Here is a 24,237-nt window from a genome sequence, read left to right on the forward strand (position 1 = left end):
GTACGGGCAAAGCCCTTATTTCTAATCAATGTTGACACGGGGGACCCGGTCGGAAATCCCCGTCAGAATTTCGTGGGGAATCGTCTTAGCAAAGTCCGCCACTTCCTCAATGCTAATCTTTTCATCAGCATCTTGCCCAATAAAGGTCACCTCGGTGTTTACCGGCACTGGACCAGGTAAGGAAATGACGATTTGATCCATGGTCACACGGCCAAGGACCCGCTGTTTCGTGCCGTTTACGAGCACGGTCATGCCAGAAAGGCTACGCTTCCAACCATCGGCATAGCCGATGGGCACCGTGCCAACCCACTGGTCTTGTTTGGCCGTGTACGTGGCACCATAGGAAAGCGATTCGCCCTTCAACAAAGGATGAACGGCCCAAACACGGCCAACTAATTGACCAACTGCTTCCAATTCAACCGGCGATTCATAAGCGCCGAATGCCGGATTGAAACCGTACAGAGCAGCCCCGACCCGAATCGTGTCAGTTGGAATCTGATCCGAATGAAAAAGCGCACTGCCGGAGTTGGCCAAGTGCCAGTACTTTCTTGGAATGGCAAGGTCGGTCACCATGTGCATAAAGTCGGCCAGCTGTTGGTCATAGTAGGCCTGCTTCTTCTCATCCGCCGTAGCAAAATGCGTCATCACCCCGGCCAAGTCGAAGTGCTCGTCTTGACGAACAAAGTCTAACATGGACGACAGCTCGGCCTCCGTCTTAGCACCTACACGGCCCATGCCGGTGTCAACGGCCAGGTGGATGGCAAGCGGCCGCTTCGTTCCCTCTTCAACCAAAATTCCCTTGGCCTTCACCAACCAGTCAAAGGAACCGGCGATGGTCGCAAGCCCCTGCTCGGCCATTTCGCCTGCAAGTTCGTAGGGCTGTACGCCAAGCAGGAGAATAGCAACATCTTCTTCGGACATGGCCTTTCGAACCCGCAAGCCCTCTTCGACAGTCGCCACCGCAAAGTCCTTAACCTGGAGCTCCTTGTAGAGCGTTCGCGCTGCCCAGGTATCGCCATGGCCATAGGCATTGGCCTTGATAACGGCAATTAAACGCTTTGCCCCGGCTGCCTGCATCGTTTTTCTTGCATTTGAAACCAAGGCTTCTTTTGAACGAAGAAAAGCCAGCCCACGGCGTTTTAGGGCTTCCTTTTTATCCATTAGCGTTTCTTCTCCCAGTGTTTCCTTTTCAACTTCTCATACCAGCTTAGTTCTTCAATCGTCACTACGGTCGAAACGTAATCACCAGAATGGGTGATGGCCACGGACAGGGTGCCTTTTTGCCCGCGTACCTGAATTGTCGGGCGTCCGGAAGGCGCGTTTAGAATTTCAATATCCTGCCAGGCGGCCTTTTTCCCGATTCCCGTTCCAAGCGCCTTGGAGTATGCCTCCTTAGCTGAAAAACGACCAGCAACAAACTCCAAATAGTGTTTACCCGTCCGTTTTGAAGCGGCTGCCCGTTCTTTTGCTGTTAAGATTGTCGACAAGAAATTGGGCCGACGATTGAGAACTGCCTCAATTCGGCTGATCGATTCCATGTCGTTTCCGATGCCAATAATCATACCTTTATTTTAACAAAAAAGCGTTGCAGGGGCGAATAAATCGCGCTGCAACGCTTTTCTTATTGCTTATTGAAAGCTTGAAACCGATTGTTGACTTGGCTTCAAATTCTGCCAATCCTTTGACAAGAAGCGGTCGTTAATCTGGTAATCCTTCTTGTCGGCCTTTTCTGACAAGAATGGGTTCAAATACTGATCCAAGGCCAACCAACCACGCCAACCGACGTGAATGGTGTCTTGCATGAAGTAGTCCTGCCCCCCGTCCTTTGAAAGATCAGCAATGTTGTTAAAGCCTTGGCTTTGCAACTGGTACTTAATCTTCTGAACGGATTCTTGGTACATCGTATTGTTCAAACCAGTGTACTTTGCCCACCGTTGGTTAACCGGCGTGATGACAAACATCACGTCCGTGTGGTTCTTGGCAAAGTTATCCAGAACGGACTGGAAGTAAGCATACTCAACGGATTGGGTGTAATCATAATCCTTTTGAGCGCCCTTCAAGGCCTTCTTTTCTGGCATCACACGGGTGGTGTAGAAGGAGTTTTTGATGTGGAAGGGGTTGTTTGACGTTCCCTTCATTCCTTCTTCATAACCGATCTTGTCCAAGGCACTCTTAGCATAGTTTTGAGGCAATGCTTTAGCGGCTGGCAAGACCCGGTTCTTGTAGTTTGACGTCTTTTCCAAACGGGAGAAAAGGGCGTCTTGACGAGAAAGTAGCCGGTGCTTGACCCGCAGTGTGGACAAGTTGGTTTCCGACAACTTGTCACCATTTGCCACCTTGGTTAGAAGGCGGTTGTAGTAGGCGTTGTTCTTAACAACGGAACGTTGCAGAACCTGTGAGGCCACAAACTTATCCGTTTCCGTTGGTTGGTTCTGATCAAGGTTCAATAACCAATCAACCACCTGAAGTGGTGAATAGAAAAGATCAAAACCAGCGTCCGAGCCCTTCTTAGTGAACCACTGTGGTGAAACCACGTAAACGGCCTTCTTCGTCTTCAAAGTTCCCTGCATTTCCTGCATGTTCAAGAAGTGCACCAGAGAATCGGAACCAGCCTTCCCTAACATGAAGGGTTGGTAATCACGGTGGTACTTCTCGGCCAAGACAGAGGGGTGCAAGGAGTCAATTCGAGAAAGTTCAGATGAACCGAAGAACGGTACGTAATTGACTTTTTTATCCGCAAAAGCGGCGTTTTTGACCGCTTCGCCCTTCACTAGCTGGCTAGAAAAGGAAACGGATGATTCTTGTAAACTCTTTTGACTGTAGTTCGTCAAAGAGAAGGGCAGAAGAAAGACCAGGGCTAACAACACAAAGGCCGCAAGCACAGGGCCGAAAATCTGCCAAAGCTTTTTCTTGTTCGACATGAGGTTTTATCCCATCAGTGCAGTAACACTTGCCACGATTTTGTTCGTCGTATCCCAATCTTCACGAGCCAATTCAGAAACTGGCGCTTGGATGTTGAAACGTGATTCCAAAGCAAGCAGCATTTCAACCGTTGCCATTGAATCAAGCAAACCTGAATCAAAAAGGTTTTCATCCATTTGGTTGGACATGTCCTCACCAGTTACGTCTTGGATAATTTCTAATACACCTGCTTTTACATCCATTTTATATTTCCTCGCTATTCTATTCTTTAGTTACTTGTTTTTAACGGTGGAACCAGAAGGTATCTAGGAAGCCACAGAAAACCAAGAAGGTTAACAAGACGAAGTGGAAGGTCAAAACGACGGCAAACCCTTCGGTAAACTTGTTGTGTGGCACCAGCCCCTTGTGCTTACGCTTAAAGCGAATCCAAGCATCGTTAACGGCCATTCCACTGGCGTGCATCAAACCATAGAGCACGTAATACCAGGTCAAACCGTGCCAAAGTCCCATCACCAACATATTAACAAAATAAGCAATGGTTGACACGGTGTTGCGGTTCTTAATCCACTTCTTCTTCAGCATTAAGAAAACGAAGCGCATGAAGACAAAGTCACGGAACCAAAAAGACAATGACATGTGCCAACGGTTCCAGAACTCTTTGATGTTCTTTGAACCATATGGCTTGTTAAAGTTAATCGGTGACTCAATGCCCATGACGTAAGAAATTGCCAGGGCAAAGAGTGAATAACCGGCAAAGTCAAAGAAGAGGTACATCCCGTAGGAATAAGCAACCGGAATCAGCCACCAAGACAAGATCATGCCATGGTGAGCATCCGACATGGCCATGCTTTGGAAATATGGATAAACCATTTGACCAAAGTAGTAAGACAAAATAAATTTGTAAACAAATCCTAAAAACAACTTCTTCGTTGCGTTGCCAAGCATGTCGATGTAGTGGCTACGTTCTGGCGCCACCGCCGCATCTTTTGCAAAACGCGAATAACGGTCGATTGGACCAGATGACAAAGTCGGCATGAAGAGCATGAAGCGCAAGAACATCACGGGATGGAAGTCCTTAACCGCGCCATCACGGGCTTCAATAATCATTCCGGTTGAACGGAAAGTCAGGTAAGAAATACCCAAGAAACCGAGCAGGGACAGCTGGGCGTGGAAAATACCAGCGCCCGATAACCGGACCAAAACAATCGGCAAGATCGACAGTGCCACTGTTCCATAAAAGACAAGGCCATTATTGTACTTTTTCCGGTAAGTAATGTAGCCCCAGGCCAAGCAGAACTGCCAAATCGAATAAAGGATTAAGGCAATCCCCTGTCCGCTGTGGCCCTTATCATCAAAAATCAAGAAGATAAAGACCAAGGAAACTAGGATTTCATAAGTCACAAAGCGTTTCCCAAAGTAGAGACCAACCGCCAGTGGCACCAGGGCCAACAAGAGGTAAACAAAGTAGTTGGGATCTGCGTAGGGTTGTAAGTTAGGCATTGCCGTTCACCTCAGCAATCAAGCCCTTCAAATCAATCTTTCCGTTTTGCGTCAGCGGCATCTTATCGCGGTAGATAAAGCGGGTTGGCATCATGTATGGCATGATGATGTCCTTCAAATCTTCGCGGATAGCGTTGGTCAAATCTAAAGGCTTTTCAAAGTCGTTTTCCTTCGGTACCACGATAGCAAGCATTTGCTTAACATCCCCGTTTTGGTCGTAACGAGGGACGGCAGCTGCTTGTTCAACCCACTGTGATTGCGTCAAGTGCTGGGCAACTTCTTCCAATTCGATTCGGAAACCGTGCAACTTGATCTGGAAATCCATGCGGCCCTTGTAGTGCAAGAGACCGTCGGCATCGGCGTAGCAGAGGTCACCGGTCTTGTAGCCAGGCTGACCATCAACTTCCAAGAAGGCAGCAGCCGTCTTTTCAGGGTTGTTCAAGTAGCCCTTTGAAACGGCGGGACCAGAAAGCACCAGCTCACCGGCTTCACCGGCTGGCAAAACATTACCTTCTTTATCCATGATCGTGGCGACCATGTCTTCTTTCATATAACCGATTGGCAACTTGTCATACTTGGCCAAGACGGCATCCGTGATTTCCAAAGCAGAAACGGCAACCGTTGCTTCGGTTGGACCGTACGTGTTGTAAATCTTTGCTTCAGGGAAGCGTTCGCGGAGCTTCTTTGAAGTGGCTGACGTCAGCACTTCACCACAGAAGAGGAAGGTCTTCAAACGGGGGTAGTTTTCGGCGTTAAAGTCCGGTGACAACAAGGCCACGTTGGCAAAGGAAGGCGTTGAAACCCAACGGTCCAATTCCATTGCTGGCAAAGCCGCAAAGAGTTGCTTAAAGTCGTCGGCAACTTGCTTTGGCAAGGCCTTCATCACACCACCAGTCAAGAGCGCACCCGCCCATGACATAACGGAAACGTCAAAGGAGAATGGCGTCTGGGCCAAGATGTTTTGCCCGTCCTTCAAGTCAAAGTCATCGCCGAGCATCCAATTAATGTAAGAAAGGGCGTTCTTGTGTGAAATCTGGACACCCTTTGGCTTACCAGTCGTACCGGAAGTAAAGATGATGTAATAGTTGTCATCACCCAAAACACCGTGGGTCACATCGTAAGACTTGCCAGCCGTAAAGGCCTTCTTCAATTCTTCGCCCTGATAGACGGGAACGGAAGAGATAGCCATTGGCAGTTCGTCCAAAGCGATTACTGCAGCCGGTTGACCAATTTCCAAGATGTTTTCGATACGATCGTTGGTTGAATCCTTGTCGACTGGGGCGTAAGCGTGGCCAGACTTAACGGCGGCCAAGAAGGCGGCGACCATTTCGAATTGGTGGCCACCAAAGACCATGATTGGTGCCTTTTCAGCAATCCCCTGTTCGTCCAAGAAGGCGGCCAAGGAATCAGAGTAAGCCTTCAATTCGCCGTAGGTGTGGGTAACACCCATTTCGTTGTATGCAACTTGGTCGGGATGTGCAACCGCGTATTGATCAATGTGTTGGTAAATATTTTCAATCATCGAAAAACCTCTTAGAACTCGTTATAGATAAAGTGACCACCGGTTACACCAGAGTAACCGTATAAATAAATCAAGAACAACATGATTAGAAAATAGGCCAAGGTTTTCGCCACAAAGGTGACCCAGGGCCGTTTAATGAAGCGTTGAAACATCGCGACATGCCCCCAAATTCTTTCCAATTAGTGTATAATTAGCGGCAGATTGACCGCTAATCTACATCAAAATACTTCGCCTATTATAGCACAAATTCACCAAGTGCATACTTGGTCAAAATTGGCTTGAAGTTAAGAAGGTACTCATGAAACACAATTTTCTAACAGGACTCGTCGACTTTGATACAAAGTGGACCGAAAAGTTACCGATTAAAACCCTTTTCGCCGCTTTCAAAAAAGTCGTCCCCCTCGTCATCATTAACGTCTACTTACACCTAATCGGAAAACTATTCTTCGATCCATCAGCCATCGTACCGGCTATTTTCCACATTCGTTTGAAGCTCATGTTCTTTGCACAAAACCTGATGCTTTTGACCTCGGCCTTTGACTACCTCATCTTGGCCTTCGTGGCCGCTTTGTGGACCAAGTACTACTTGGAAGCCAAACTAGACGACCTTGGCCTGGTCAAAGACGAGCTCTTGCCCGTCTTGGTCAACTTCGCCATCGCCTTGATTTACGGCTTGACGACTTACACCTACGCCAATCAGTCGGCCATTTACCTGGTTTTCGTCCTGCTTTTGACCTACTTGGCCAACCTCTCCTTTGTTTACCTAACCAAGTGGACCAAGGGAAAGCTGGCCGACTTTGGCTTTGCCTACCTCTTTTGGGCGGCCGTCATCTTAACCATTGTCATTGCCCTTTGTGCCTTTATTCCAAACCAAGTGAGCCAGTCTTCCTTTAACGGCTTCTTCTCCATGGACTTTTTCTCCCACTGGTACGGCCTGGTTGTTGCCGCCATTGTCACCCCAATCGCCTTTGCCTTTGGCTTTGCTATTCCAACGGACTTAACAACTGCAGCCACCGACCTCTCCCAGGTCAACGCCAATTTAAACGCCGTCTACCAAGCGGTCATGGCCGTTTTGCCCTATCCGCAAAACCCCTATTCCGTTTTGACCACCTCGGCTTTGATTGGTGGTGTCGGATCGACTTTGGCCCTTTCCATCTGCCTGCTTTTCCTTAAAAGTCGGCCCAACCGTCGCTTAGGCCTCTGGTCCCTGGTTCCAGCCGTCTTTGATTCCAACAAAATTTTGGCCTTCGGCCTGCCCCTCTTTTTCCGGCCTTTAACGCTTGTCCCAATGGTTTTGACTTCAACCTACGGCACCGTTTTGACTTCTTTCTTCATTAAAGTCGGAATACTGCGACCAACGGTCTTTACCGTCCCCACGGGAACGCCGCACCTCCTGCTTTCCTTCTTTGCTTCGCAAACACCCTTAGATGCACTTTTGGTCACCTTCGTGATCATGCTCGGTGCCATCCTCATCTACTGGCCATTCGTTAAGCGACTCGAACAGGAGGCTTTCAATGTTTAAATCAGTTAAAAAGGTGCTTACCATACCAAAACGCACCATTCGGCTCTGGCACGGCGCCGCCCGCTCATCAAAGATTGCCCTAACACTGACGATCCTTGCAGTGGCCGTCCTCGCCATCCTTGGTCGCATGTGGATGTTAACCGAGCACCAAAACGACCGGGCCATTCAAAAGTCACGGATGCAGCCCGTCATCTTCGTCCCCGGTTCATCAGCCACCATCCAGCGCTTCAACAGCCTCTTTACAACGTTGAATTCGGAAACCAAGGAATCTGGTACGCACTCCATTTTGAAGGTCCAAGTCAATTCCGATGGCTCGCTTTCTTACTCCGGTCACCTTTCTTCTTCAAACCGCCAGCCCTTTATTGTGGTTGGTTTTGAAAAGAACCAGGATAACTACCCAACCATCCAAGCAGACGCCCAGTCGCTTGGGACAGTCATGACCGAACTGCAGTCCAAGTACCACTTCCGTAACTTCTCGGCCGTTGGTCACTCTAACGGGGGCTTGATTTGGACCGACTATCTGGAGAACTACTATTCTTCCAACACCTTCCACATCAAGACCCTGATGACCCTGGGAACCCCCTTTAACTTCTCGGAATCCTCGACAACGAAGAAAACGACGATGTTAAGCGACTTTATCGACGGGTCCGACGAATTGCCATCCGATTTGACGGTCTATTCCGTGGCTGGATCGGACGACTACACGGATGATGGCACGGTCAACGTTCAGTCTGTCTTGTCCGGTAAGTACATCTTCCAGAAGAAAGTCGCCAAGTACACGCAGACAACGGTTTCCGGTGACAACGCCCAACACTCCAAGCTGCCCGAAAATCCCGAAGTCGTCAACTTGATTCGCGAATTAATTCTAGACAACAAGGCCGGTCGTCCGGGTGAATCCGCCAACCGGGCGAAAAAAGCCACACCTTAATCACAATGAAAAAAGCAGGGGAACGCTTGGTTCCCCTGCTTTTTTGCGCCCTCCACGCTCATTCTAATCTAGCCTTTTGCTTCTCTTTTTAACAAGGCTTTCATCGCGCTTAATCTCACTTAGACCTTTATCATTTGATTTTTGCGGATATCGATTAAGACAACGAAAAAGTCCCGGACCAATTGGCCCGGGATTTTTCCGTTCTCTCATAAAGAATAATTCTATTATACATGAAATTGCCAATACAAACAAGTGTTCTCAACTTAAAATTTTTAAACAAATCAACCTTTTTAGCCCCTCTATCTTGACTTTTTCAGATGATGATGAGAAATTTTATGTCTGAGAATGATAAAAAAATAACAAAGAATCGATAGGAGACTTTTATGAACATCGCAGATTCAATTCAAAAAGTCGTGACTAACGCCTCCATTATCGGTGCCATCGTTGCTACGATTGGTACGATTTTGCTTGGTTACTGGTTGCGCAAGACGGACCGTTTGAAGGAAGGGGCTGTTAAGTCCTTAACAACGGTAACGATGACGGTTGCTTTGCCACTTTTGGCCTTCACGTCATTTATGGCCGATTTGAACCAGAAGACACTAAACCAGGGCATGAGCGTCTTGGTTTGGGGAATTTTGATCTACATCATCTTGATCGTGACGATGCCCTTCTTGTACGTGAAGTACGACAAGGACGAACGTGACGTCCTGGGTGTTTTGACGGCCTTTGGTTCAACGACCTTCTTCGGAATGCCAATCGTTGGGGCCGTTTACGGTGCCAAGGGAATCATGTACTCGTCCATCTTTAACATCGGTTACCGTATCTTCTTGTACTCATACGCTTACATCAAGATGTCCGGTCAGCAATTGAAGGGTGAACACATCAAGAAGATGTTCTTGAACCCAATCGTCATTGCGACTTTCCTTGGGTTGATCCTTTGGTTGGCCCAAAACGCCGCACCACAAGTTGTGGCTCACGTAACAAACGCCACGACTGGTAAGACGGTGGCTAAGAGCGTCGCCTTCTACCGGATCGATGCGACTTTGCCATGGTTGAACTCATGGTTCAAGACTTTGTCATCATTGGCCTCACCACTTGCTTGGTTGGCTATCGGTGCCAACTTGGCTCAGATGTCATTCGGCGAAGCCTTGAAGAACAAGACGGCTTGGTACTACTCCTTTAACAAAGTCGTCATCGTACCAGTCATCATGATTTTGCTCGTTGTTGTGACTTCTGCTGCCGGCATCCTGCCCGTTGACCACATTGCCTTGGCAACCATGGTCATCATGATGGCAACGCCGGTTGCCACAGTGGCTGTTAACTACGCCATGGCCTTCAACCGCCAGTCATTGATGGCGTCAAACACGTCACTCATCTCAACCATCTTTGCAACGGTGGCCATCCCATTCTGGATCATCATCGTGCAACTCTTGGGCGACCTGTCACTCTTTAAGTAAACTATAAAATTTGACTCAGTAGAATCGCTAAGGAGGCCAACATGGCTTTTAAGATTATTTCTTTTGGAACTCGTGATAACGAAGTTCCCCACTTCGATGCCTTGAACAAAGAAGGCTTCGAAATGACCTACAAGTCCGAAAACCTGACCCATGACAACATCGACTTGGTCAAGGGCTTTGACGGTGTTTTGCTCCGTGCCAACAACGTGGCCGACAAGCAAAACCTGGACCAAATGGCTGAATGGGGCATCAAGTATGTCTTCACTCGGACGGTTGGTTACAACCACATCGATTTGGACGCTGCCAAGGCAAACGGTCAAATCGTGGCCTACGTGCCAGCATATTCCCCATACGCCGTGGCCGACTTGGCCTTTGGCTTGGGTATCATGCAAAACCGCAACTTGGCCGGGGCCGTTGCTTCATCAGAAGAAGGCGACTTCCGTCCAAACCCCGCTTCCTTCGTTCCTGAATTCCAATCCTTGACGGTTGGTATCTTGGGTACCGGTAAGATTGGTTTGGCCGAAGCTAAGCTTTGGAAGGGTGTTGGCGCCAAGGTGCTGGGTTACGACCCATACCCGAAGGATGGCATCGAAGACATCCTGACATATGCATCCATGGAAGACTTGTTGAAGGAAGCCGACATCGTTTCCTTGCACGTGCCTTACTTCAAGGGTTCAAACGACCAGTTCTTCGCTGCTGACCAGCTGAAGCTGATGAAGTCATCGGCTGTCTTGGTTAACACGGCCCGTGCCGAAATTACGGATGAAGAAGCCATTATCGCAGCCGTTAAGGCCGGCGACATCAAGGGCTTTGCCACGGACGTGATTTCAAACGAACGTGCTTACTTCGGACAGGTCAAGCCAGAAGCCTTGCAGGAAAAGGGTTCCATCATGGCCGAATTCCAGGCGCTCTATCCAAAGGTTGTGGTGACGCCACACATTGGTTCCTACACGGAAAACGCCTTGCACGACATGATTTCCATCTCATACAAGAACTTTGAAAACGCCTTGAATGGTAACTTCGAAGAAAACTTCTTGGTTAAACCAGAAGCTTAAAAAGTCAAAAAGGAGACCTTCTGGTCTCCTTTTTTATTGTCATAAATAAATGAGAAGTCAGGGATTTAGCAAGTAAAAAAGGACCTCGCGTACACCAGTTATCACGAGGTCCTTTTTATAAATCAATAAAATCCAATTACTTTTCCACAACCCGCCAAGTGTTTGGCACGATCAACGTGTGGCGAACAGAAACAATGTTGTCTTCATCCTTTTGCTTAAACAAGAACTTGTAGAAGTCAGACTTGTAGGTCCACTTAACGGTCTTCGTCTTCACTTCTGCAGTGGTGACGTTTCCCTTTTGATAAGTGGCCCGTTGCTTGACCGCTTCAACAACCTTCTTGGTGTTTGGTACAAAGTGTGTGCTACCCTGTGCATCGGTTGCGGCATCCTTGTAAACCAAGACATAGTTATCAGAACCAATCTTCTTTACCGCAACGGCACTGACCGGTGACTGGGCAGGCAGGATTGAGTAAACCTGCTTGGTAGTCGTTGTGGTCGTCTTTTCCATTCCGTAGTGGCTGTTCATGTTGGCGGCAAGCATACCAGAAGCAGCAAGCGTCAAGATGGCAAAGAGGCCACCAAAGATCATCTTCAAGCTCTTCATTTTAAGGGCGAAGAGGGACACCATGGTCAGTACGGCAAGTAGCGCGATAATCCAAATTAACATTACTTGGCCTCCTTTTGGTTCTTAATGAAGAAAGTGATGACAAAGCCAATCACTGCAAAGGCCAATGAGATGGCAAAGGCAGCTCGGAAACCATCAAGCGATGCGTTCAAGACTTTGCTTGCATAGGCAATTGGATCAGACAACTTCAACGCCTTACCTGGCGTTTGGTTGTTGATGATGTTTTGAACAACAGAAGTCATGAGGGCAACAACAATGGAGGTTGAAACCTGACGCAGCGTGTTGTTGGCAGCCGTTGCATCCGATGCCTTTTCATCAGGCAAAGCGGACATGGCAGCAGTCGTCAACGGCATCAAAGTCAAGGCCACACCAGCCATTCGGATGGCGTAGAGCACCGTCACGATGATGGTAGGCGTTTCGGCCGTCAAGAAGATGTAGGGTAGGGTTCCCACAAAGAGGAGACCGAAACCAACAAATGAGAGCAACTTGACACCGAACTTGTTGTACAAAACACCGGCAACTGGTGACAAGAAGCCCATGAAGAGCGCTCCCCACATCAAAGTCAAACCAGAGTGCAAGGCTGACATGCCCCGAACGTTTTGCAGGTAAGTTGGCAACATCATTTCAACACCGAACATGGCCATCATCGCCAAAATCAAGGCAATCGTTGGAATCGTAAATGACTTTACCTTGAAGACACGAACGTCCAAGAACGGTACGTCCAACTTCAATTGACGCCAGACAAAGACGAGCAGGAAGGCCACACCAACAATAATTGGCGCAATCACTTCACCAAAGTCACCCCAACCAGCAGTGGCAACGTTCGTGAATCCCCAGAGGAAGAAGCCAAAGCCGACCGTTGAAAGCACGAGCGACAAGATATCGAGGCTAACTTCTTGGTTTGGCACCACGTTTTTCATCATGATGGGTGCCAAGACCACGGCGATGGCCAAGATGATGGCCGGAATGACGAAGATGGACTGCCAGTGGGCTGACAAAGTCAAGCCAAGGAAGCTGTGGTCCTTATCCAGGATCCAACCGGTCAAGGTAGGGCCAATGGCTGGGGCCATTCCGACAACCAGCCCCATCATTCCCATGGCTGCCCCACGTTCCTTTTGACCGTACATGTTGACAATCACGATTTGCAAAAGGGGCATCATGATTCCAACGGCAATGGCGGCCAAAATTCGTCCAGCCACGAAGATCCACCATGAATCCGCGTTTTCAGGCGTGAACATTGAAATCAAGACACCGGCCAGCAGCATGATGTAAGCGACAACGTGCAGGGTCTTGGTCTTGACCTTTTTGGCTAAGTAGGCTGACAGTGGGACCATCATTCCGTTTGCGAGCAGGAACCAAGTGGTGGCTTGTTGGGCAGTTGAGAGATCAATGTCGAAGGCCTTCATCAAGGTTGGCAAAGCCGTTCCAAGAGAAGTCTGCATTAACGCACCGGCAATGGCCGCAATCAACATGACTGCCAAAACAAGCCCACGGTTATAGGTTGGTTTTGTTTCCATAAGTATTCTCCTTAATATGGTACATTTTGTACCACTTAATAACAGAATATAGTTTACCAGGATTTTTAACTGTGTCAATATGTTCCACTTAAAAAATATCTGGTACAATGTATCTAAGAAGAACGAGGAGCATTGCCATGAACTACGGTCAGCAAGAAAACGCACGTGTCAAAGAACAAATCGTTGACGGCCTTTTTAAGGAATTAGAAGAACACCCCTTTTCAGAAATCCGGATTGCTTCCTTAATTAAGACGGCCGGTGTTGGCCGGACTTCCTATTACCGAAACTTTGATAGTAAGGAAGACATTTTAAATTACTATCTAGAAGAACTCGTTAACGAGCGACGACAGCAATCAAAACAGTTTTCCTGGACTCGAATAGACGTCCAATCGGATTTAACTGACATTTTCGTCTTTTTCCGCGGCCAAAAAGAGCGTTTTTTACTTCTCTTTAACAGTGGCCTTTCTGCCTATATCTTTAATTATTTTCGAGACACCGCTAACAACGGTCGAACGCCCGACGAACTCCCCTGGAACGAGCCCTACCTCATCCCCTTTTTCACCGGGGCCTTACCGTCCATACTTTTTGAATGGTTGAAACGAGACGCACCAGAATCGCCCAGCGAGATGGCGAACATCGTGACCAACTTCTTACCCGACGCCTTCTTCGTTGATGAAAAATAAAAGCGACCAAACGGTCGCTTTTTTACTTACATCAAATCTTTTTCATGTTCGATCATAAAGTCAATGAAGTGCTGACTAGCAATGGGCAGGGTCTCCTTATCCCGGTAGACAACGGCGACCGGTCGTTTGACCGCTGGGACAACGGACTTTTCCACCACGTCAAAGTCGGTTCGTGTCCCAACCAATTCAGACAGAATGGCAATGCCAAGCCCCGCCTCCACCATGGCCATGATGGTGTAGTCATCTTGGATGCGGTAGCGGACGTCCGCCTTGGCCCCGGCTTTTTCAAAGGCGGCCAGTGGTTCGGAATAGCCCCCTCCTTCGACCAGGATAAAGGGATCGTCTTGCATCTTTTCAATCGGCACCTTGTCCAGCTTAGCAAGCGGGTGCTTGCTTGGTAGGTAGGCCTTCATCTCGGTCTCGTGTAAGACGACTTTATTCAAACCATCCCCGTACTCCGAAGTCATTAAGCCAAAGTCGATTTCGCCCCGTTTTAACCAGTCGACAATCATCCCAAAGTCTCCCTGCTGTAAGACAAATTCGATGTTTGGGTACTTTTCCTGAAAGGCCTTAAAAAGTGGGGGCAGCCAGTAACAAGAAACCGAGGTAATGGCCCCGATTCGAACCGTTCCGGTTTCAAGGCCCTTTAATGATGCGGCCCGTTCTTGCAGTGCCTGGTACTGGCGCAGGGCCTGCACAATGTAGGGGTAGATTTCTTCTCCCTCGGGCGTCAACGACACGCCCGTTCGCGAGCGCTTCAAAATCTGGATGCCGAATTCCTTTTCCAGGCCAGCCACCATTTGGGAGACGGATGACTGGGTGTAACCAAGCACCTCGGCGGCCTTGGTAAAGGACTTTAATTGAATGATTGTTTCGAGAACGAGCAAACGGTTCATTGTATCGTTTTTCCTTATATATAGATTTCATTTATTAATTTTACTTATCATAGTGTATCAACTATGCTAGATAGTATCAATAAAGGAAGTTTGAGATTGACTTATGGACATTTTCAAAAAGGAATCCGTCAGCTCCTACATGCAAGCTGACGCAAAGCTAAAGAAAACGCTCCGCACAAAGGACTTGATTGGCCTTGGAATCGGAGCCGTTATCGGGACTGGAATTTTCATTCTGCCAGGTAACGAAGCCGCCACTCACGCCGGCCCAGCCGTTGCCATCGCCTTCTTGTTGGCCGCCCTGGTTTCCGGTTTGGTCGGCATGGCCTACGCTGAATTTTCGTCAGCCATGCCCGTTGCCGGCTCCGCCTACTCCTTCGGCTCAGTGGTCTACGGTGAAATCGTCGGTTGGATTTTGGGCTGGTCTTTAATCCTGGAGTACTTCTTAGCGGTTTCCGCGGAAGCCACCGGCTTTGCCGCCTACTTTAACAACAACCTGCTCTCGGCAGTTGGCATCACCCTGCCAAAGGCTTTGCAGGCCGGGCCGATGGAAGGGGGCGTGATTAACATCACGGCCGTTCTCATCGTCTTGATTATCGCCGCCATCCTGATGAAGGGTTCCGCCCTTTCAACCAAGGTCGAAAACTTTGCCGTGGTTGTCAAAGTCGCCATCATCATTCTCTTCATCGTCGTTGGGGCCTTTTACATCAAGTCCGATAACTACACGCCATTCTACCCAGCCGAATTCCACAGCGGGCTCTTCGGTATGGGTGGTATCCTGACGGCAGCCGCTACGGTCTTCTTCGCCTTCATCGGCTTCGATGCCCTGGCTGCCAACTCAGCCGAAACCATCGATCCCGGTAAGAACGTCATCAAGGGAATCCTGGGGACGGTTGCCATCGCTGTTGTTATGTACGTGACTTTTTCATTCGTCTTGACTGGAATCGTCAACTACAAGCAACTGGGTGTCGATGATCCAGCCGCCTTTGCCATGCAGGTCATCCACCTGTCCATGTTTAACAAGCTGATTACGGTCGGTGCCCTCTTTGGTATCTTTACCGCCATGACAACCATGTTCATCGGTGGATCCCGTCTGGTTTACGCACTGGGTCGTGACGGCCTGCTGCCAAAGGCCATGGGAACGGTGTCAAAGAAGTACGGTGTGCCCGAAAAGGCCATCATCGTGGCTACGATTGTTCAAGCCGTCTTTGCCGGACTGGTACCGCTGAGCGAACTAGCGTCACTGATTAACGCCGGTACACTGATTGCCTTTGCTTTCATCTCCTTTGGGATCATTAAGCTCCGCCGTCGCAAGGACATTAAAAACACGGGCTTCAAAATGCCTTGGTACCCATTCCTGCCAATTCTGGCCGGCTCCTGCTCGATTCTCTTCATCTTCATGCTGCCACGCGTGACCCAGATTTCAGTTTCGATTTGGTTGGCCATCGGCTTCTTCGTCTACTTCACTTACAGTATTCGTCACGCGAAGTTACAGCAAAAGGATTAAGCTTAAAAAGTCGTCTCCTTGCGGAGGCGACTTTTTCATTTGTCAAAAGATTAAACTTGCATTAAAAAATGAGATGACATATAATAAATGAAAATTAAAACGTTGAACAGGAGAGTAACTTCCAATCCATTCAAAGAGAGCTGACGGCTGCTGAAAAGTCAGTAATGGAACGAAAGCGAACCACACCTGCGAGTGTGCGTGTGAATCAAGTAGCCCGCATCGACTAGTTGCCGTTACCCAACTAAACGTGTAAACGTTTTGAGGTGTCAGGAGAAATCCTGTCACAACCATGAGGTGGGACCGCGAACATTCGCCCTCTAAGCATTGCTGCTTAGGGGGTTTTTTTATTTGAAAAGGAGGACTAAAGATGGCAGAAAAGAAGCAAATCCTGACCAGCCGCTTTGGCGGACTAGAAAAGCATGGATGGTCCAACTTACATCATAGCCATCATTTATACTCCGACCTAGCATACAGTACTTTCAAATAAGAAGAGGATTTCATGAAAAAAAGCAATCGCAAGAAAACCATTATTAACGGGCTCTTTGCCTTAATCATTGTCGCCCTGGTGGCCGGTCTGACCTACACCTTCGCCGGACCGGGCAAGGGGGAAAACAAGGACCAATGGAAGAAGATTGAACAGAAGAAGACCATCACCATCGGACTTGATGACACCTTCGCCCCAATGGGCTTCCGTGATGCCAACGGGAAGATCGTCGGCTTTGATATTGACCTGGCAGACAAGGTCTTTGCAAACCTGGGCATCAAAGTCAACTGGCAACCCATCGACTGGTCCATGAAGGAAACCGAATTAAAGACCGGTAAGATCGATGCCATCTGGAACGGCTACACCAAGACGGCAGAGCGTGCTAAAAAAGTCAACTTCTCGACTTCCTACCACAAGGCACCGATCGCCCTGATTACCAAAAAGTCATCGGGCATCACCAAGTACTCGGACATGAAGGACAAGACCCTTGGCTTGCAAACGCAGTCCTCGGCAGAATCAGCGCTGGCTGACCAACCAAAAGTCTTAAAGCAGTACATCAAGAACCAGACGGCCGTGGGCTATGATACCTTCGATAAGGCCTTTACCGACTTGAACAACGACCGCATCGACGGCATCTTGGTCGATGAAGACTACGCCCGCTACTTTATTAAGCAACAGGGAACGGCCGATAACTACAACATCATCACCGGTCAGTTCGACACCTCCGACTTTGTCGTTGGCTTCCGTAAGGGCGACAAGACCCTGCAAAAGAAGGTCAATGAGCAACTGGCCAAGTTGGAAAAGGACGGCTACATGAAGACCATTGAAAACCGCTGGTTTGGCTAAGACAGCAGCCGGCGAACAGATACGCAATTAAAAAGAGGTTCCTTTAGGGGGAACTTCTTTTTCTTTTGAATGGGTGGACAGTCCTTAACAAAGAAAAAATCACTTTTCCTTATTAAAGAGCGTCGCCAAAGCATCCCCGGGGCCTAAAAATTTAATCTTCGTTTGAAACTCATTTAATTTTAATATAGGCATTCCAATTTAAACTATATTTATCCTATTGAAGGAGGCAAGTTTGATGAAAAAACTGTCTTTGAAAAAAATGGATTGGTACTTAATCGGCATTCTAGCCCTCGCCGCCTTCTTATACGGCTGGGGAATCTGGGACGCCGGTTCAGCCAACTCCTACTATACCGCCGCGATTACCTCCATGGTCCAATCCTGGCATAATTTCTGGTACGGGGCTTTTGATCCGGCCGGCTTTATCACCGTTGATAAGCCCCCAATCGCCCTCTGGTTCATGGCCCTTTCGGCAAAAGTCTTCGGCGTTCACGGCTGGTCGATCGTCCTTCCCTCCGTCTTGGCGGGAATCGGATCGGTCGCTCTGCTCTACAAGCTGATTACACCAAAGTTTGGCCCATGGGCAGGCCGCTTGGCCGCCCTGGTCATGACGTTAACACCGACGGTCGTGGCTAACTCGCGGACCAACAACATGGATGCCATTCTGGTCTTCTTCTTGCTCTTAGCGGTCTACACCCTAACAAAGGCCGTTTCCAAAAAGAAGTTCTGGCTCGTCTTAATCGCCTTTGCCCTGGTCGGCATCGCCTTTAACATCAAAATGCTCCAGGCCTTCATGATCTTGCCTGCCATGCTCGTCTTCTACTGGGTGGCCATCAAGCTTCCCTGGAAGAAAAAAGTCCTCTGGCTCCTGGCAGCCATGGCCTCCCTTGGTATCTTTACCGTTGCTTACCCGGCAGCAGTTGACTCCGCTTCCTCAACGAGTCGTCCCTACATTGGTTCTTCTCAAACCAACTCCTTGATGGAGTTGGCCTTTGGCTACAACGGAACCGAACGACTGCTGGGACAGACTTCTGGAACTGGTGGTACCTTTGGCGGCATGGGCAAGTCTTCGAAGAAGACTGCTGGCAACGGCGCTGCACCGGCCGGTACTAAGCCAGGCGGAACAAAGAACAACAGTAAGGCCGCACCAACGGGCACCGGCACCACTGGTAATGCTCCGACTGGTAATGCGCCAACCGGCAATGCACCAACCGGTACTGCGCCAACTGGCCAAGGTCAAACGGGCGCTAAGAACGGTGCCCCAACGGGTACCAAGCCTTCCGGTTCAAAGAAGGGTGGCCCAAGCGGCACCAAGCCTAACGGTAAGATGGGTAACCCAGGCAAGGGCGGTAAAGGCGGCATGACCGGCGGTGGCAACTCAGCCTTCGCTATTGGTTCTGCCGGACCATTCCGCCTCTTCCAGTCCGATCTTGGCTCTCAAATCGGTTGGTTCCTACCATTCGCCTTCCTCGGAATGGGCGCTGGTTGGTGGGCCTTCCGTAAGAAGGGCGGCAAGTGGTACAGCATTTCAGAAGAACAGTCCGACGTCCTCCTCTGGGCCGGCTGGTTTGTCCCAGTCTACGGATTCTTCTCCGTGGCCTCCTTCTTCCACCCTTACTACACCATCATGTTGGCACCGGCTATCGCAGCCTTGACGGCCATTGGTGCCGTTGCCATTGCGAAGATGGTCAAAGAAGGCGGAGAAAAGCAAGGAATGATTGCAAAGGCCTTGCTCGCCGTCACAATTGTCGCAACAACCGCTCTCCAGGCCTACTACGCTTGGTCCTACTACCCTCTGGCAAGCGTTATCATCGTCTTGCTTGGCCTAGCCGTTGCCGGCCTTTGGTTCGTGAACAAGATCATCGCAACCAAGCTAAAGATTGTGCTCTCCATCATCGTGGTCGCCCTTCTCTCCGGATTCTGGGCCTTGACCCCAACGCTGTCCCACACGTCAGCAGCCATTCCAAACGCCAACCCATCCCTTCTTTCTTCGAAGGGCTCGTCCGACATGGGTGGTTCCGTTGATTCCGAATTGCTTGCCTATACCGAAAAGCACCAAGGATCAGCAAAGTACCTCTTTGCCACAACGGATTCCAACTCGGCTTCTGGCTACATCATCAAGTCAAAGAAGGCCGTCATGGCAATCGGTGGCTATAACGGTACGGATCCTACCATGACTTTGGCTCAATTCAAAAAGCTTGTCAAAAGTGGTCAACTCCGTTACTTCGTTATCGGCAACACCAAGGCATCGACGGGTGATATCTCAAAGATCCTTTCCTGGGTCAAGAAAAACGGCACCAAAGTCAGCTACAGCTCATCGAAGAGCAGCAGTCAATCAACTGGCATGCAAATGGGCGGCATGGGCGGTTCTGGCAACTCAACCCTCTATGATCTCTCCTCTGCTGCTAAGTAAGAAAACCCTTGAAAGGAGTTCGTCATGATTGCAGAAAGAAGACAAGCACCAAAGCTAGCACTCATCCTCCCCGCCTATAACGAAGAGGAAATGCTGGTACACACGCTTTCAAAACTCGAGCAAATCAAGGCCGATTTGATTCAAGAAAACAAGATCGCAACCGGCTCCTTCATCTTGATTGTCGATGATGGGTCAAAAGACCAGACCTTTTCGATCATGGAAGAGCAAGAACAGCTAAACGAAGACATTCTCACCGTCAAGCTGTCACGCAACTACGGTCACCAACCGGCTCTAATTGCCGGCCTTCAAGAAGCAATCAAGTTGGCCGACATCACCATCACGCTCGATGCCGACTTGCAGGACAGTCCGGAAATCATCGGGCAAATGGTCGATCAGTATTTAGCAGGCAAGGAAATTGTCCACGCCGTTCGTTCTTCACGCGAAACGGATTCCTGGTTCAAAAAGAACTCCGCCCTCGCCTTCTACCGCTTGGCCGGTTGGCTTGGCGTCGAACTGGTTCCCAACCACGCCGACTTTCGCCTCATGTCAAAAGTCGCGGTGGAAGCCCTGCTCGCCATGCCGGAAAAGAACCTCTTCCTCCGGGCCATGGTTCCCCTGCTCGGCTATCCGTCCGGTGAAGTTTACTACGAACGGGCCAAGCGCGAGGCCGGCACCTCCAAGTATCCACTAAAAAAGATGCTAAACTTCGCCATTGACGGCATCACTTCCTTTTCGGTCAAACCGATTAAGCTGCTGTTCAATCTTGGGCTAGTCGTTTCATCAATTGCTGGAATCGAAATTGCCTACACGATTATCGAGAAGTTAATTGGCAACCCCACTGCCGGCTGGTCCTCACTCATGATTTCCATCTGGTTGCTGGGTGGACTGAACCTAATTGCCATTGGCGTCATTGGCACCTACATTGGTAAAGTCTTCACCGAAGTCAAGGCCCGCCCGCTCTTTCACATTGAACGGGAAACCGGCGTACTAAGGGCAACCGGTCAAAGACAGGAAACAAACCGAACGGCCGAAAGACCCCGCTCGCTGACCGCTCGTCAGCAAGCCAGCTTTGAAAAGGAGAGCACCCCCGTCTCCTCCTTCTCCAGTCAATACCGACACAGTTTTTACCAACAAATGTAAGCCATAAAGAAAAGCGGTACCCTCAATTGAGGGTACCGCTTTTTTAACGATTAAATAACTGGAAAACCGCTTATTCAACCATTGGTTTTTCAAGGTCTTTGTAGGCATAGGCCTGAATTTGTTGGCTGCAACGTTCCATGTAATCGAGACGCTTTTCTTGATCAACTACCCAGCGGGCACCGCCCATGATCATGGTTTTCACCAGCTTGATTCCAGAAAGGCCTAAAATGTCCTTTCGCCAGCGGGAAACAACCCCACCATAACGCTTGTGGTAGTAGGCTGGATCATCGGCCGTCATGTATAAGGACGCCTCCTTGCCCTTCAAGAAGCCCTTCACTCGTAAAGGCCCCTTCCGTTCGTAGGCAAAGCCTGGCGTCAACGTCCGGTCCAACAACCCCTTCAAAACGGAAGGCTCCGCTCCCCACCAAACGGGGAAGAAGAAACAGATGTGGTCGGCCCAGGCAATCTTCTGCTGGGCCTGTTCGATAAAGGCCCGGTCCTGCATGTGCAGACGGTAGCCATAACGGAGGACCGGATCAAAGTCGACCAGGGCTAAATCAATCACCTGAACGTTCATGCTGTCGTTGCGCAGCGTTTCATAACTGTGCAAGGCGTTGGCATGCGTAAAGGACTGATCATCCGGATGACCCTGAATAATTAAAATGTTCATGTGCTTGGCTCCCTTTCACTTGAGGAGCTGCTTGTGTATAAATGACGCCTGTAAGCAACTCAAATAAAACAAACTATTACAATATAACACATAGTATTACGAATATGTCGCAGAAACAGAAAAAAGCATACCAAGGTTAAATTAAATTAAAATCAAACACGAAATCTGCTATATGCAAAAGCGGTTATAGTTTTGGCTGCTGGGCTTTTTTCTGCAAAACGTTGTATACTTATACATGCCAATTTTTCATACGAATTAAATTTACATATTTAAAGGAAAAGAAGATGACTAAAAGCAAAAAAGTTTTCATTTACCGACTGGCCCTCGTTCTCATCGGCCTCGTTGGTGTGGCCATCAACACGGAACTCAAGCCGGCCATGTTTCTCTACTACACGACCCTTTCAAACATTCTCTGCATCGCCTACTTTGCCTTCGCCCTTAGCCAGGCCGGCCGTGCCTTGAACCAGAACATCAAGGGGGCCGTTACCCTGGCCATCACGGTGACCATGGTCATTTACTGGGGCGTTCTCGCACCCTATTCCTTTCACATGACCTCTTTACTCGACTATGTCGGCACCTACCTGGTTCACCTGGTGGTACCCGTCATGACCATTCTCGATTGGTACTTCTTTGATCAAAAGGGCCGTTTTTCTTTCAAGGCACCGCTCTACTGGTTGCTCATTCCCCTGGTCTACTACGCCTTCACGGTTGTTGCGGCACAGTTTGGCATCGTTTATCCCGTTAACGGTCACCACTATCCCTACTTCTTCATTGACGCCAACCTGATTGGCTGGGGAATGGTCGCCGTCTTCGTGATTGGTCTGACCCTCTTCTTCCTGCTCTTTGGCTATGCCTTCTACTTCCTCGATAAGAAACTGAGCAAAAAATCCTAAATTAAAAAGTCGTTGAACTGTGTTCAATGACTTTTTTCTTTTTAAACATCTAGATGGAAATTGCCCTGCTTTTCAGGAACAAAGCCCTCGTGCTCCTTCAAAAAATCGGCAATCAAAGTCGTCAAGGGACACTTACCGCGCTCCAGGATCTTTCCCTTTGCAAAGACGGGATTGCCCGCCCCGGTGGCCCGGTAGTTATTCACCGCGACCCGATACGTCCTTTTCAAGTCAAAGGGCTGCCCAGCAACATCCTCGACTCTGACCCGTTGGCCAAGCGGCTTCGTCAAGTCAAAGCGGTAATTCAAACCCGCCCAAAGGTCATAGTTATAGTCCTGCTTCTTCGGATAAGAATAGGACTTGTTAACGCTAACCTGGCCGTTTTCAAGGTCAAAGTAGCCGGCATTGACCTCCAAGGCCTCCTTCACCTGAGCGCCGGTCAACGCAATGGTTACCAGGGTATTGGGGAAGGGGTAGTTACCCAGTAGCTGCCGCCGACTGACTTTTTTCAAAAAGCCGGGCATCTCATCGTTGAAAAGAGCAGTGGCTGCTAAATCGGCCCCAGTGGCCGCCAATTGGACCTGGTTGATTAAATCCACAAAACCATGCCCGGTCTGCCTAGCCTGAGCCACATCCGCCAAAGTCAGATCCACTCCTAACCGGCCAACTTCTTCGTCCAACCATTCGTCCATGGCCACCTGCAACGCTGCCAGCTCGCTCACATAACGAGCACTCTCCGGCCAGTCGTCGGTTTTGACCAGCCGTGCTGCCGGCAGCTTGGCATCCCAGGCATCAGCAACCGCTTCATTCTCGCTAAAGTTGTCCGCCGCCTCTACCCCTTCTCCTTGATCATCCAATTCCACCGTCAACTGACCAATCGCCTCTGCTCGGTAGCCAGGTTGGCTAACTGGAACACCGTCGTATACACCGGCAATCCAACGGTGCTGGTGACCGGTTACTAGGGCGGAGACACCAGGAATTTTCAGCAGCTCGTTACCCTGATTTTCACCCGTTTCGGCTTCTAGCAAGGCGTCAGTGCTTAGATTCCGGGAAAAGCCGCCGTGGTAGGCAATGACGACAGCATCCACCCTCTTGCTCAGTTTCTTCACCAGTTTCCGGGCGACTTTGACCGGATCGTCGAAGTAGAGTCCTTCAATGTTTGCCGGCTGCTCCCGATTGGGGACGTACTTGGTCGTCAGACCAATCACGGCCACCTTCTTGCCCTTCTTTTCGAAGATTCGATAGGCTTGGCCAATGAAGGGCTGGTTGCTGACGGCGTCTAAAACGTTGGCGTTTAACAAAGTCTCATCATGGGCCAGCAGCCCCTCTAGGTATTTGCGGCCATAGTTAAATTCGTGGTTCCCGAGAACCCGGACATCGTAGCCAATTTCCTCAGGGATTTTCCTTAGGATGTCCGCCATTTCCGGTGCCTGCTTGGCCAAATAAGCACCAAGAGGCGATCCCTGTATAAAATCGCCATTCTCGACTTTGATGACAAAGTCGCCTTCGGTCCGGGCCAAGCCCTCAATCACAGATAGGGCCGAGGCCGCTCTAAAAAGGCCGTAGGGCGCGGATGTTTGCTGATCAATGATGTTGTTGGCCCACCAGAAGGTGTGGCTATCAGAGGTTGATAAGACCTGTAATTTCATGTGCTTCTCCAGTCAAA

Annotated in this window: 22 protein-coding genes and 1 other annotated feature; of the genes, 10 read left to right on the plus strand and 12 right to left on the minus strand. The window is 49.3% G+C overall.

Annotated features, from left to right (window positions below; genetic code table 11):
- Positions 1-21 precede the first annotated feature (21 nt).
- The 7 genes from alr to G6R28_RS04525 all read right to left on the minus strand — a co-directional run bounded on the left by alr (position 22) and on the right by G6R28_RS04525 (position 6,096).
- Complete coding sequence (gene alr / locus G6R28_RS04495) at positions 22-1,161, minus strand: alanine racemase (RefSeq protein ID WP_213793046.1); 1,140 nt, start codon at positions 1,159-1,161, stop codon at positions 22-24.
- Positions 1,161-1,562, minus strand: coding sequence for a holo-ACP synthase (acpS, locus tag G6R28_RS04500; RefSeq protein WP_213793047.1), 402 nt, complete (start codon positions 1,560-1,562; stop codon positions 1,161-1,163). The genes alr and acpS overlap by 1 nt, the downstream gene beginning before the upstream one ends.
- A gap of 66 nt (positions 1,563-1,628) precedes the next feature.
- Entirely contained in the window at positions 1,629-2,921 is a 1,293-nt protein-coding gene (gene dltD, locus G6R28_RS04505) for a D-alanyl-lipoteichoic acid biosynthesis protein DltD (RefSeq protein WP_213793048.1), read from the minus strand.
- Positions 2,922-2,927: 6 nt separating this feature from the next.
- Positions 2,928-3,164: a D-alanine--poly(phosphoribitol) ligase subunit DltC gene (gene dltC, locus G6R28_RS04510; protein WP_213793049.1), complete on the minus strand. Its 237-nt coding sequence runs from the start codon at positions 3,162-3,164 to the stop codon at positions 2,928-2,930.
- Between the two features lie 40 nt (positions 3,165-3,204).
- Entirely contained in the window at positions 3,205-4,422 is a 1,218-nt protein-coding gene (dltB, locus tag G6R28_RS04515; RefSeq protein WP_213793050.1) for a D-alanyl-lipoteichoic acid biosynthesis protein DltB, read from the minus strand.
- Positions 4,415-5,944 carry a D-alanine--poly(phosphoribitol) ligase subunit DltA gene (gene dltA / locus G6R28_RS04520; RefSeq protein WP_213793051.1) on the minus strand — a complete coding sequence of 510 codons (1,530 nt, stop codon included), beginning with the start codon at positions 5,942-5,944 and terminating at the stop codon, positions 4,415-4,417. The genes dltB and dltA overlap by 8 nt, the downstream gene beginning before the upstream one ends.
- Positions 5,945-5,955: 11 nt before the next feature.
- Positions 5,956-6,096: a teichoic acid D-Ala incorporation-associated protein DltX gene (locus G6R28_RS04525; protein ID WP_213793052.1), complete on the minus strand. Its 141-nt coding sequence runs from the start codon at positions 6,094-6,096 to the stop codon at positions 5,956-5,958.
- Positions 6,097-6,242: 146 nt separating this feature from the next.
- On the opposite strand from G6R28_RS04525, the gene G6R28_RS04530 reads away from it, so the two are divergent.
- From G6R28_RS04530 to G6R28_RS04545, 4 genes are all read left to right on the plus strand, one after another.
- Positions 6,243-7,466: a hypothetical protein gene (locus tag G6R28_RS04530; protein WP_213793053.1), complete on the plus strand. Its 1,224-nt coding sequence runs from the start codon at positions 6,243-6,245 to the stop codon at positions 7,464-7,466.
- Complete coding sequence (locus G6R28_RS04535; protein WP_213793054.1) at positions 7,459-8,394, plus strand: alpha/beta hydrolase; 936 nt, start codon at positions 7,459-7,461, stop codon at positions 8,392-8,394. The genes G6R28_RS04530 and G6R28_RS04535 overlap by 8 nt, the downstream gene beginning before the upstream one ends.
- A 383-nt stretch (positions 8,395-8,777) precedes the next feature.
- Complete coding sequence (locus tag G6R28_RS04540; RefSeq protein ID WP_213793055.1) at positions 8,778-9,851, plus strand: AEC family transporter; 1,074 nt, start codon at positions 8,778-8,780, stop codon at positions 9,849-9,851.
- A 41-nt stretch (positions 9,852-9,892) separates the two neighbouring features.
- Positions 9,893-10,906, plus strand: coding sequence for an NAD(P)-dependent oxidoreductase (locus G6R28_RS04545; protein WP_213793056.1), 1,014 nt, complete (start codon positions 9,893-9,895; stop codon positions 10,904-10,906).
- Between the two features lie 136 nt (positions 10,907-11,042).
- Here the strand turns inward: G6R28_RS04545 and G6R28_RS04550 are convergent, their stop codons facing one another.
- Both G6R28_RS04550 and G6R28_RS04555 read right to left on the minus strand, forming a co-directional pair.
- Positions 11,043-11,573 (minus strand): DUF4811 domain-containing protein, encoded by a 531-nt coding sequence (locus G6R28_RS04550; protein ID WP_213793057.1) that lies wholly within the window; start codon positions 11,571-11,573, stop codon positions 11,043-11,045.
- Positions 11,573-13,048 (minus strand): DHA2 family efflux MFS transporter permease subunit, encoded by a 1,476-nt coding sequence (locus tag G6R28_RS04555; RefSeq protein WP_213793058.1) that lies wholly within the window; start codon positions 13,046-13,048, stop codon positions 11,573-11,575. Before G6R28_RS04555 ends, G6R28_RS04550 begins: the two co-directional genes overlap by 1 nt.
- Before the next feature lie 137 nt (positions 13,049-13,185).
- Here G6R28_RS04555 and G6R28_RS04560 point away from each other — a divergent pair, with 137 nt between their 5' ends.
- On the plus strand, positions 13,186-13,731 hold the full coding sequence (locus G6R28_RS04560) for a TetR/AcrR family transcriptional regulator (RefSeq protein WP_213793059.1): 546 nt from the start codon (positions 13,186-13,188) through the stop codon (positions 13,729-13,731).
- A 26-nt stretch (positions 13,732-13,757) separates the two neighbouring features.
- Here the strand turns inward: G6R28_RS04560 and G6R28_RS04565 are convergent, their stop codons facing one another.
- Positions 13,758-14,627 carry a LysR family transcriptional regulator gene (locus G6R28_RS04565; protein ID WP_213793060.1) on the minus strand — a complete coding sequence of 290 codons (870 nt, stop codon included), beginning with the start codon at positions 14,625-14,627 and terminating at the stop codon, positions 13,758-13,760.
- Between the two features lie 103 nt (positions 14,628-14,730).
- Between G6R28_RS04565 and G6R28_RS04570 the strand changes: the two genes are divergently transcribed.
- From G6R28_RS04570 to G6R28_RS04585, 4 genes are all read left to right on the plus strand, one after another.
- Entirely contained in the window at positions 14,731-16,131 is a 1,401-nt protein-coding gene (locus G6R28_RS04570) for an APC family permease (protein WP_213793061.1), read from the plus strand.
- A gap of 93 nt (positions 16,132-16,224) precedes the next feature.
- Positions 16,225-16,452, plus strand: a binding site (T-box leader).
- Positions 16,453-16,630: 178 nt separating this feature from the next.
- Positions 16,631-17,461 carry an amino acid ABC transporter substrate-binding protein gene (locus tag G6R28_RS04575; protein WP_213793062.1) on the plus strand — a complete coding sequence of 277 codons (831 nt, stop codon included), beginning with the start codon at positions 16,631-16,633 and terminating at the stop codon, positions 17,459-17,461.
- A gap of 235 nt (positions 17,462-17,696) precedes the next feature.
- Positions 17,697-19,871: an ArnT family glycosyltransferase gene (locus G6R28_RS04580; protein ID WP_213793063.1), complete on the plus strand. Its 2,175-nt coding sequence runs from the start codon at positions 17,697-17,699 to the stop codon at positions 19,869-19,871.
- Between the two features lie 24 nt (positions 19,872-19,895).
- Positions 19,896-21,011: a glycosyltransferase family 2 protein gene (locus G6R28_RS04585; RefSeq protein WP_213793064.1), complete on the plus strand. Its 1,116-nt coding sequence runs from the start codon at positions 19,896-19,898 to the stop codon at positions 21,009-21,011.
- A 70-nt stretch (positions 21,012-21,081) separates the two neighbouring features.
- On the opposite strand, the gene G6R28_RS04590 is transcribed toward G6R28_RS04585, so the two are convergent.
- Positions 21,082-21,681, minus strand: coding sequence for an NAD(P)H-dependent oxidoreductase (locus G6R28_RS04590; RefSeq protein WP_213793065.1), 600 nt, complete (start codon positions 21,679-21,681; stop codon positions 21,082-21,084).
- A 284-nt stretch (positions 21,682-21,965) separates the two neighbouring features.
- Between G6R28_RS04590 and G6R28_RS04595 the strand changes: the two genes are divergently transcribed.
- Entirely contained in the window at positions 21,966-22,574 is a 609-nt protein-coding gene (locus G6R28_RS04595; RefSeq protein ID WP_213793066.1) for a Pr6Pr family membrane protein, read from the plus strand.
- Between the two features lie 41 nt (positions 22,575-22,615).
- Here G6R28_RS04595 and G6R28_RS04600 read toward each other — a convergent pair whose 3' ends face one another.
- On the minus strand, positions 22,616-24,220 hold the full coding sequence (locus G6R28_RS04600) for a bifunctional metallophosphatase/5'-nucleotidase (protein WP_213793067.1): 1,605 nt from the start codon (positions 24,218-24,220) through the stop codon (positions 22,616-22,618).
- Positions 24,221-24,237: the final 17 nt, after the last annotated feature.

Origin of the sequence: Fructobacillus papyrifericola (assembly GCF_018437235.1) — a bacterium.
GTDB lineage: Bacteria > Bacillota > Bacilli > Lactobacillales > Lactobacillaceae > Fructobacillus > Fructobacillus papyrifericola.

What these genes read in the sequence shown, in the direction of transcription:
- acpS (WP_213793047.1), bottom strand. Translation starts at nt 1,562, where the DNA reads ATGATTATTGGCATCGGAAACGACATGGAATCGATCAGCCGAATTGAG.
- dltC (WP_213793049.1), bottom strand. Translation starts at nt 3,164, where the DNA reads ATGGATGTAAAAGCAGGTGTATTAGAAATTATCCAAGACGTAACTGGT.
- G6R28_RS04545 (WP_213793056.1), top strand. Translation starts at nt 9,893, where the DNA reads ATGGCTTTTAAGATTATTTCTTTTGGAACTCGTGATAACGAAGTTCCC.
- G6R28_RS04525 (WP_213793052.1), bottom strand. Translation starts at nt 6,096, where the DNA reads ATGTTTCAACGCTTCATTAAACGGCCCTGGGTCACCTTTGTGGCGAAA.
- G6R28_RS04590 (WP_213793065.1), bottom strand. Translation starts at nt 21,681, where the DNA reads ATGAACATTTTAATTATTCAGGGTCATCCGGATGATCAGTCCTTTACG.
- G6R28_RS04550 (WP_213793057.1), bottom strand. Translation starts at nt 11,573, where the DNA reads ATGTTAATTTGGATTATCGCGCTACTTGCCGTACTGACCATGGTGTCC.
- G6R28_RS04570 (WP_213793061.1), top strand. Translation starts at nt 14,731, where the DNA reads ATGGACATTTTCAAAAAGGAATCCGTCAGCTCCTACATGCAAGCTGAC.
- G6R28_RS04530 (WP_213793053.1), top strand. Translation starts at nt 6,243, where the DNA reads ATGAAACACAATTTTCTAACAGGACTCGTCGACTTTGATACAAAGTGG.
- G6R28_RS04585 (WP_213793064.1), top strand. Translation starts at nt 19,896, where the DNA reads ATGATTGCAGAAAGAAGACAAGCACCAAAGCTAGCACTCATCCTCCCC.
- G6R28_RS04595 (WP_213793066.1), top strand. Translation starts at nt 21,966, where the DNA reads ATGACTAAAAGCAAAAAAGTTTTCATTTACCGACTGGCCCTCGTTCTC.
- G6R28_RS04575 (WP_213793062.1), top strand. Translation starts at nt 16,631, where the DNA reads ATGAAAAAAAGCAATCGCAAGAAAACCATTATTAACGGGCTCTTTGCC.
- G6R28_RS04535 (WP_213793054.1), top strand. Translation starts at nt 7,459, where the DNA reads ATGTTTAAATCAGTTAAAAAGGTGCTTACCATACCAAAACGCACCATT.
- G6R28_RS04540 (WP_213793055.1), top strand. Translation starts at nt 8,778, where the DNA reads ATGAACATCGCAGATTCAATTCAAAAAGTCGTGACTAACGCCTCCATT.
- dltD (WP_213793048.1), bottom strand. Translation starts at nt 2,921, where the DNA reads ATGTCGAACAAGAAAAAGCTTTGGCAGATTTTCGGCCCTGTGCTTGCG.
- G6R28_RS04600 (WP_213793067.1), bottom strand. Translation starts at nt 24,220, where the DNA reads ATGAAATTACAGGTCTTATCAACCTCTGATAGCCACACCTTCTGGTGG.
- G6R28_RS04565 (WP_213793060.1), bottom strand. Translation starts at nt 14,627, where the DNA reads ATGAACCGTTTGCTCGTTCTCGAAACAATCATTCAATTAAAGTCCTTT.
- dltA (WP_213793051.1), bottom strand. Translation starts at nt 5,944, where the DNA reads ATGATTGAAAATATTTACCAACACATTGATCAATACGCGGTTGCACAT.
- G6R28_RS04555 (WP_213793058.1), bottom strand. Translation starts at nt 13,048, where the DNA reads ATGGAAACAAAACCAACCTATAACCGTGGGCTTGTTTTGGCAGTCATG.
- G6R28_RS04560 (WP_213793059.1), top strand. Translation starts at nt 13,186, where the DNA reads ATGAACTACGGTCAGCAAGAAAACGCACGTGTCAAAGAACAAATCGTT.
- alr (WP_213793046.1), bottom strand. Translation starts at nt 1,161, where the DNA reads ATGGATAAAAAGGAAGCCCTAAAACGCCGTGGGCTGGCTTTTCTTCGT.
- dltB (WP_213793050.1), bottom strand. Translation starts at nt 4,422, where the DNA reads ATGCCTAACTTACAACCCTACGCAGATCCCAACTACTTTGTTTACCTC.
- G6R28_RS04580 (WP_213793063.1), top strand. Translation starts at nt 17,697, where the DNA reads ATGAAAAAACTGTCTTTGAAAAAAATGGATTGGTACTTAATCGGCATT.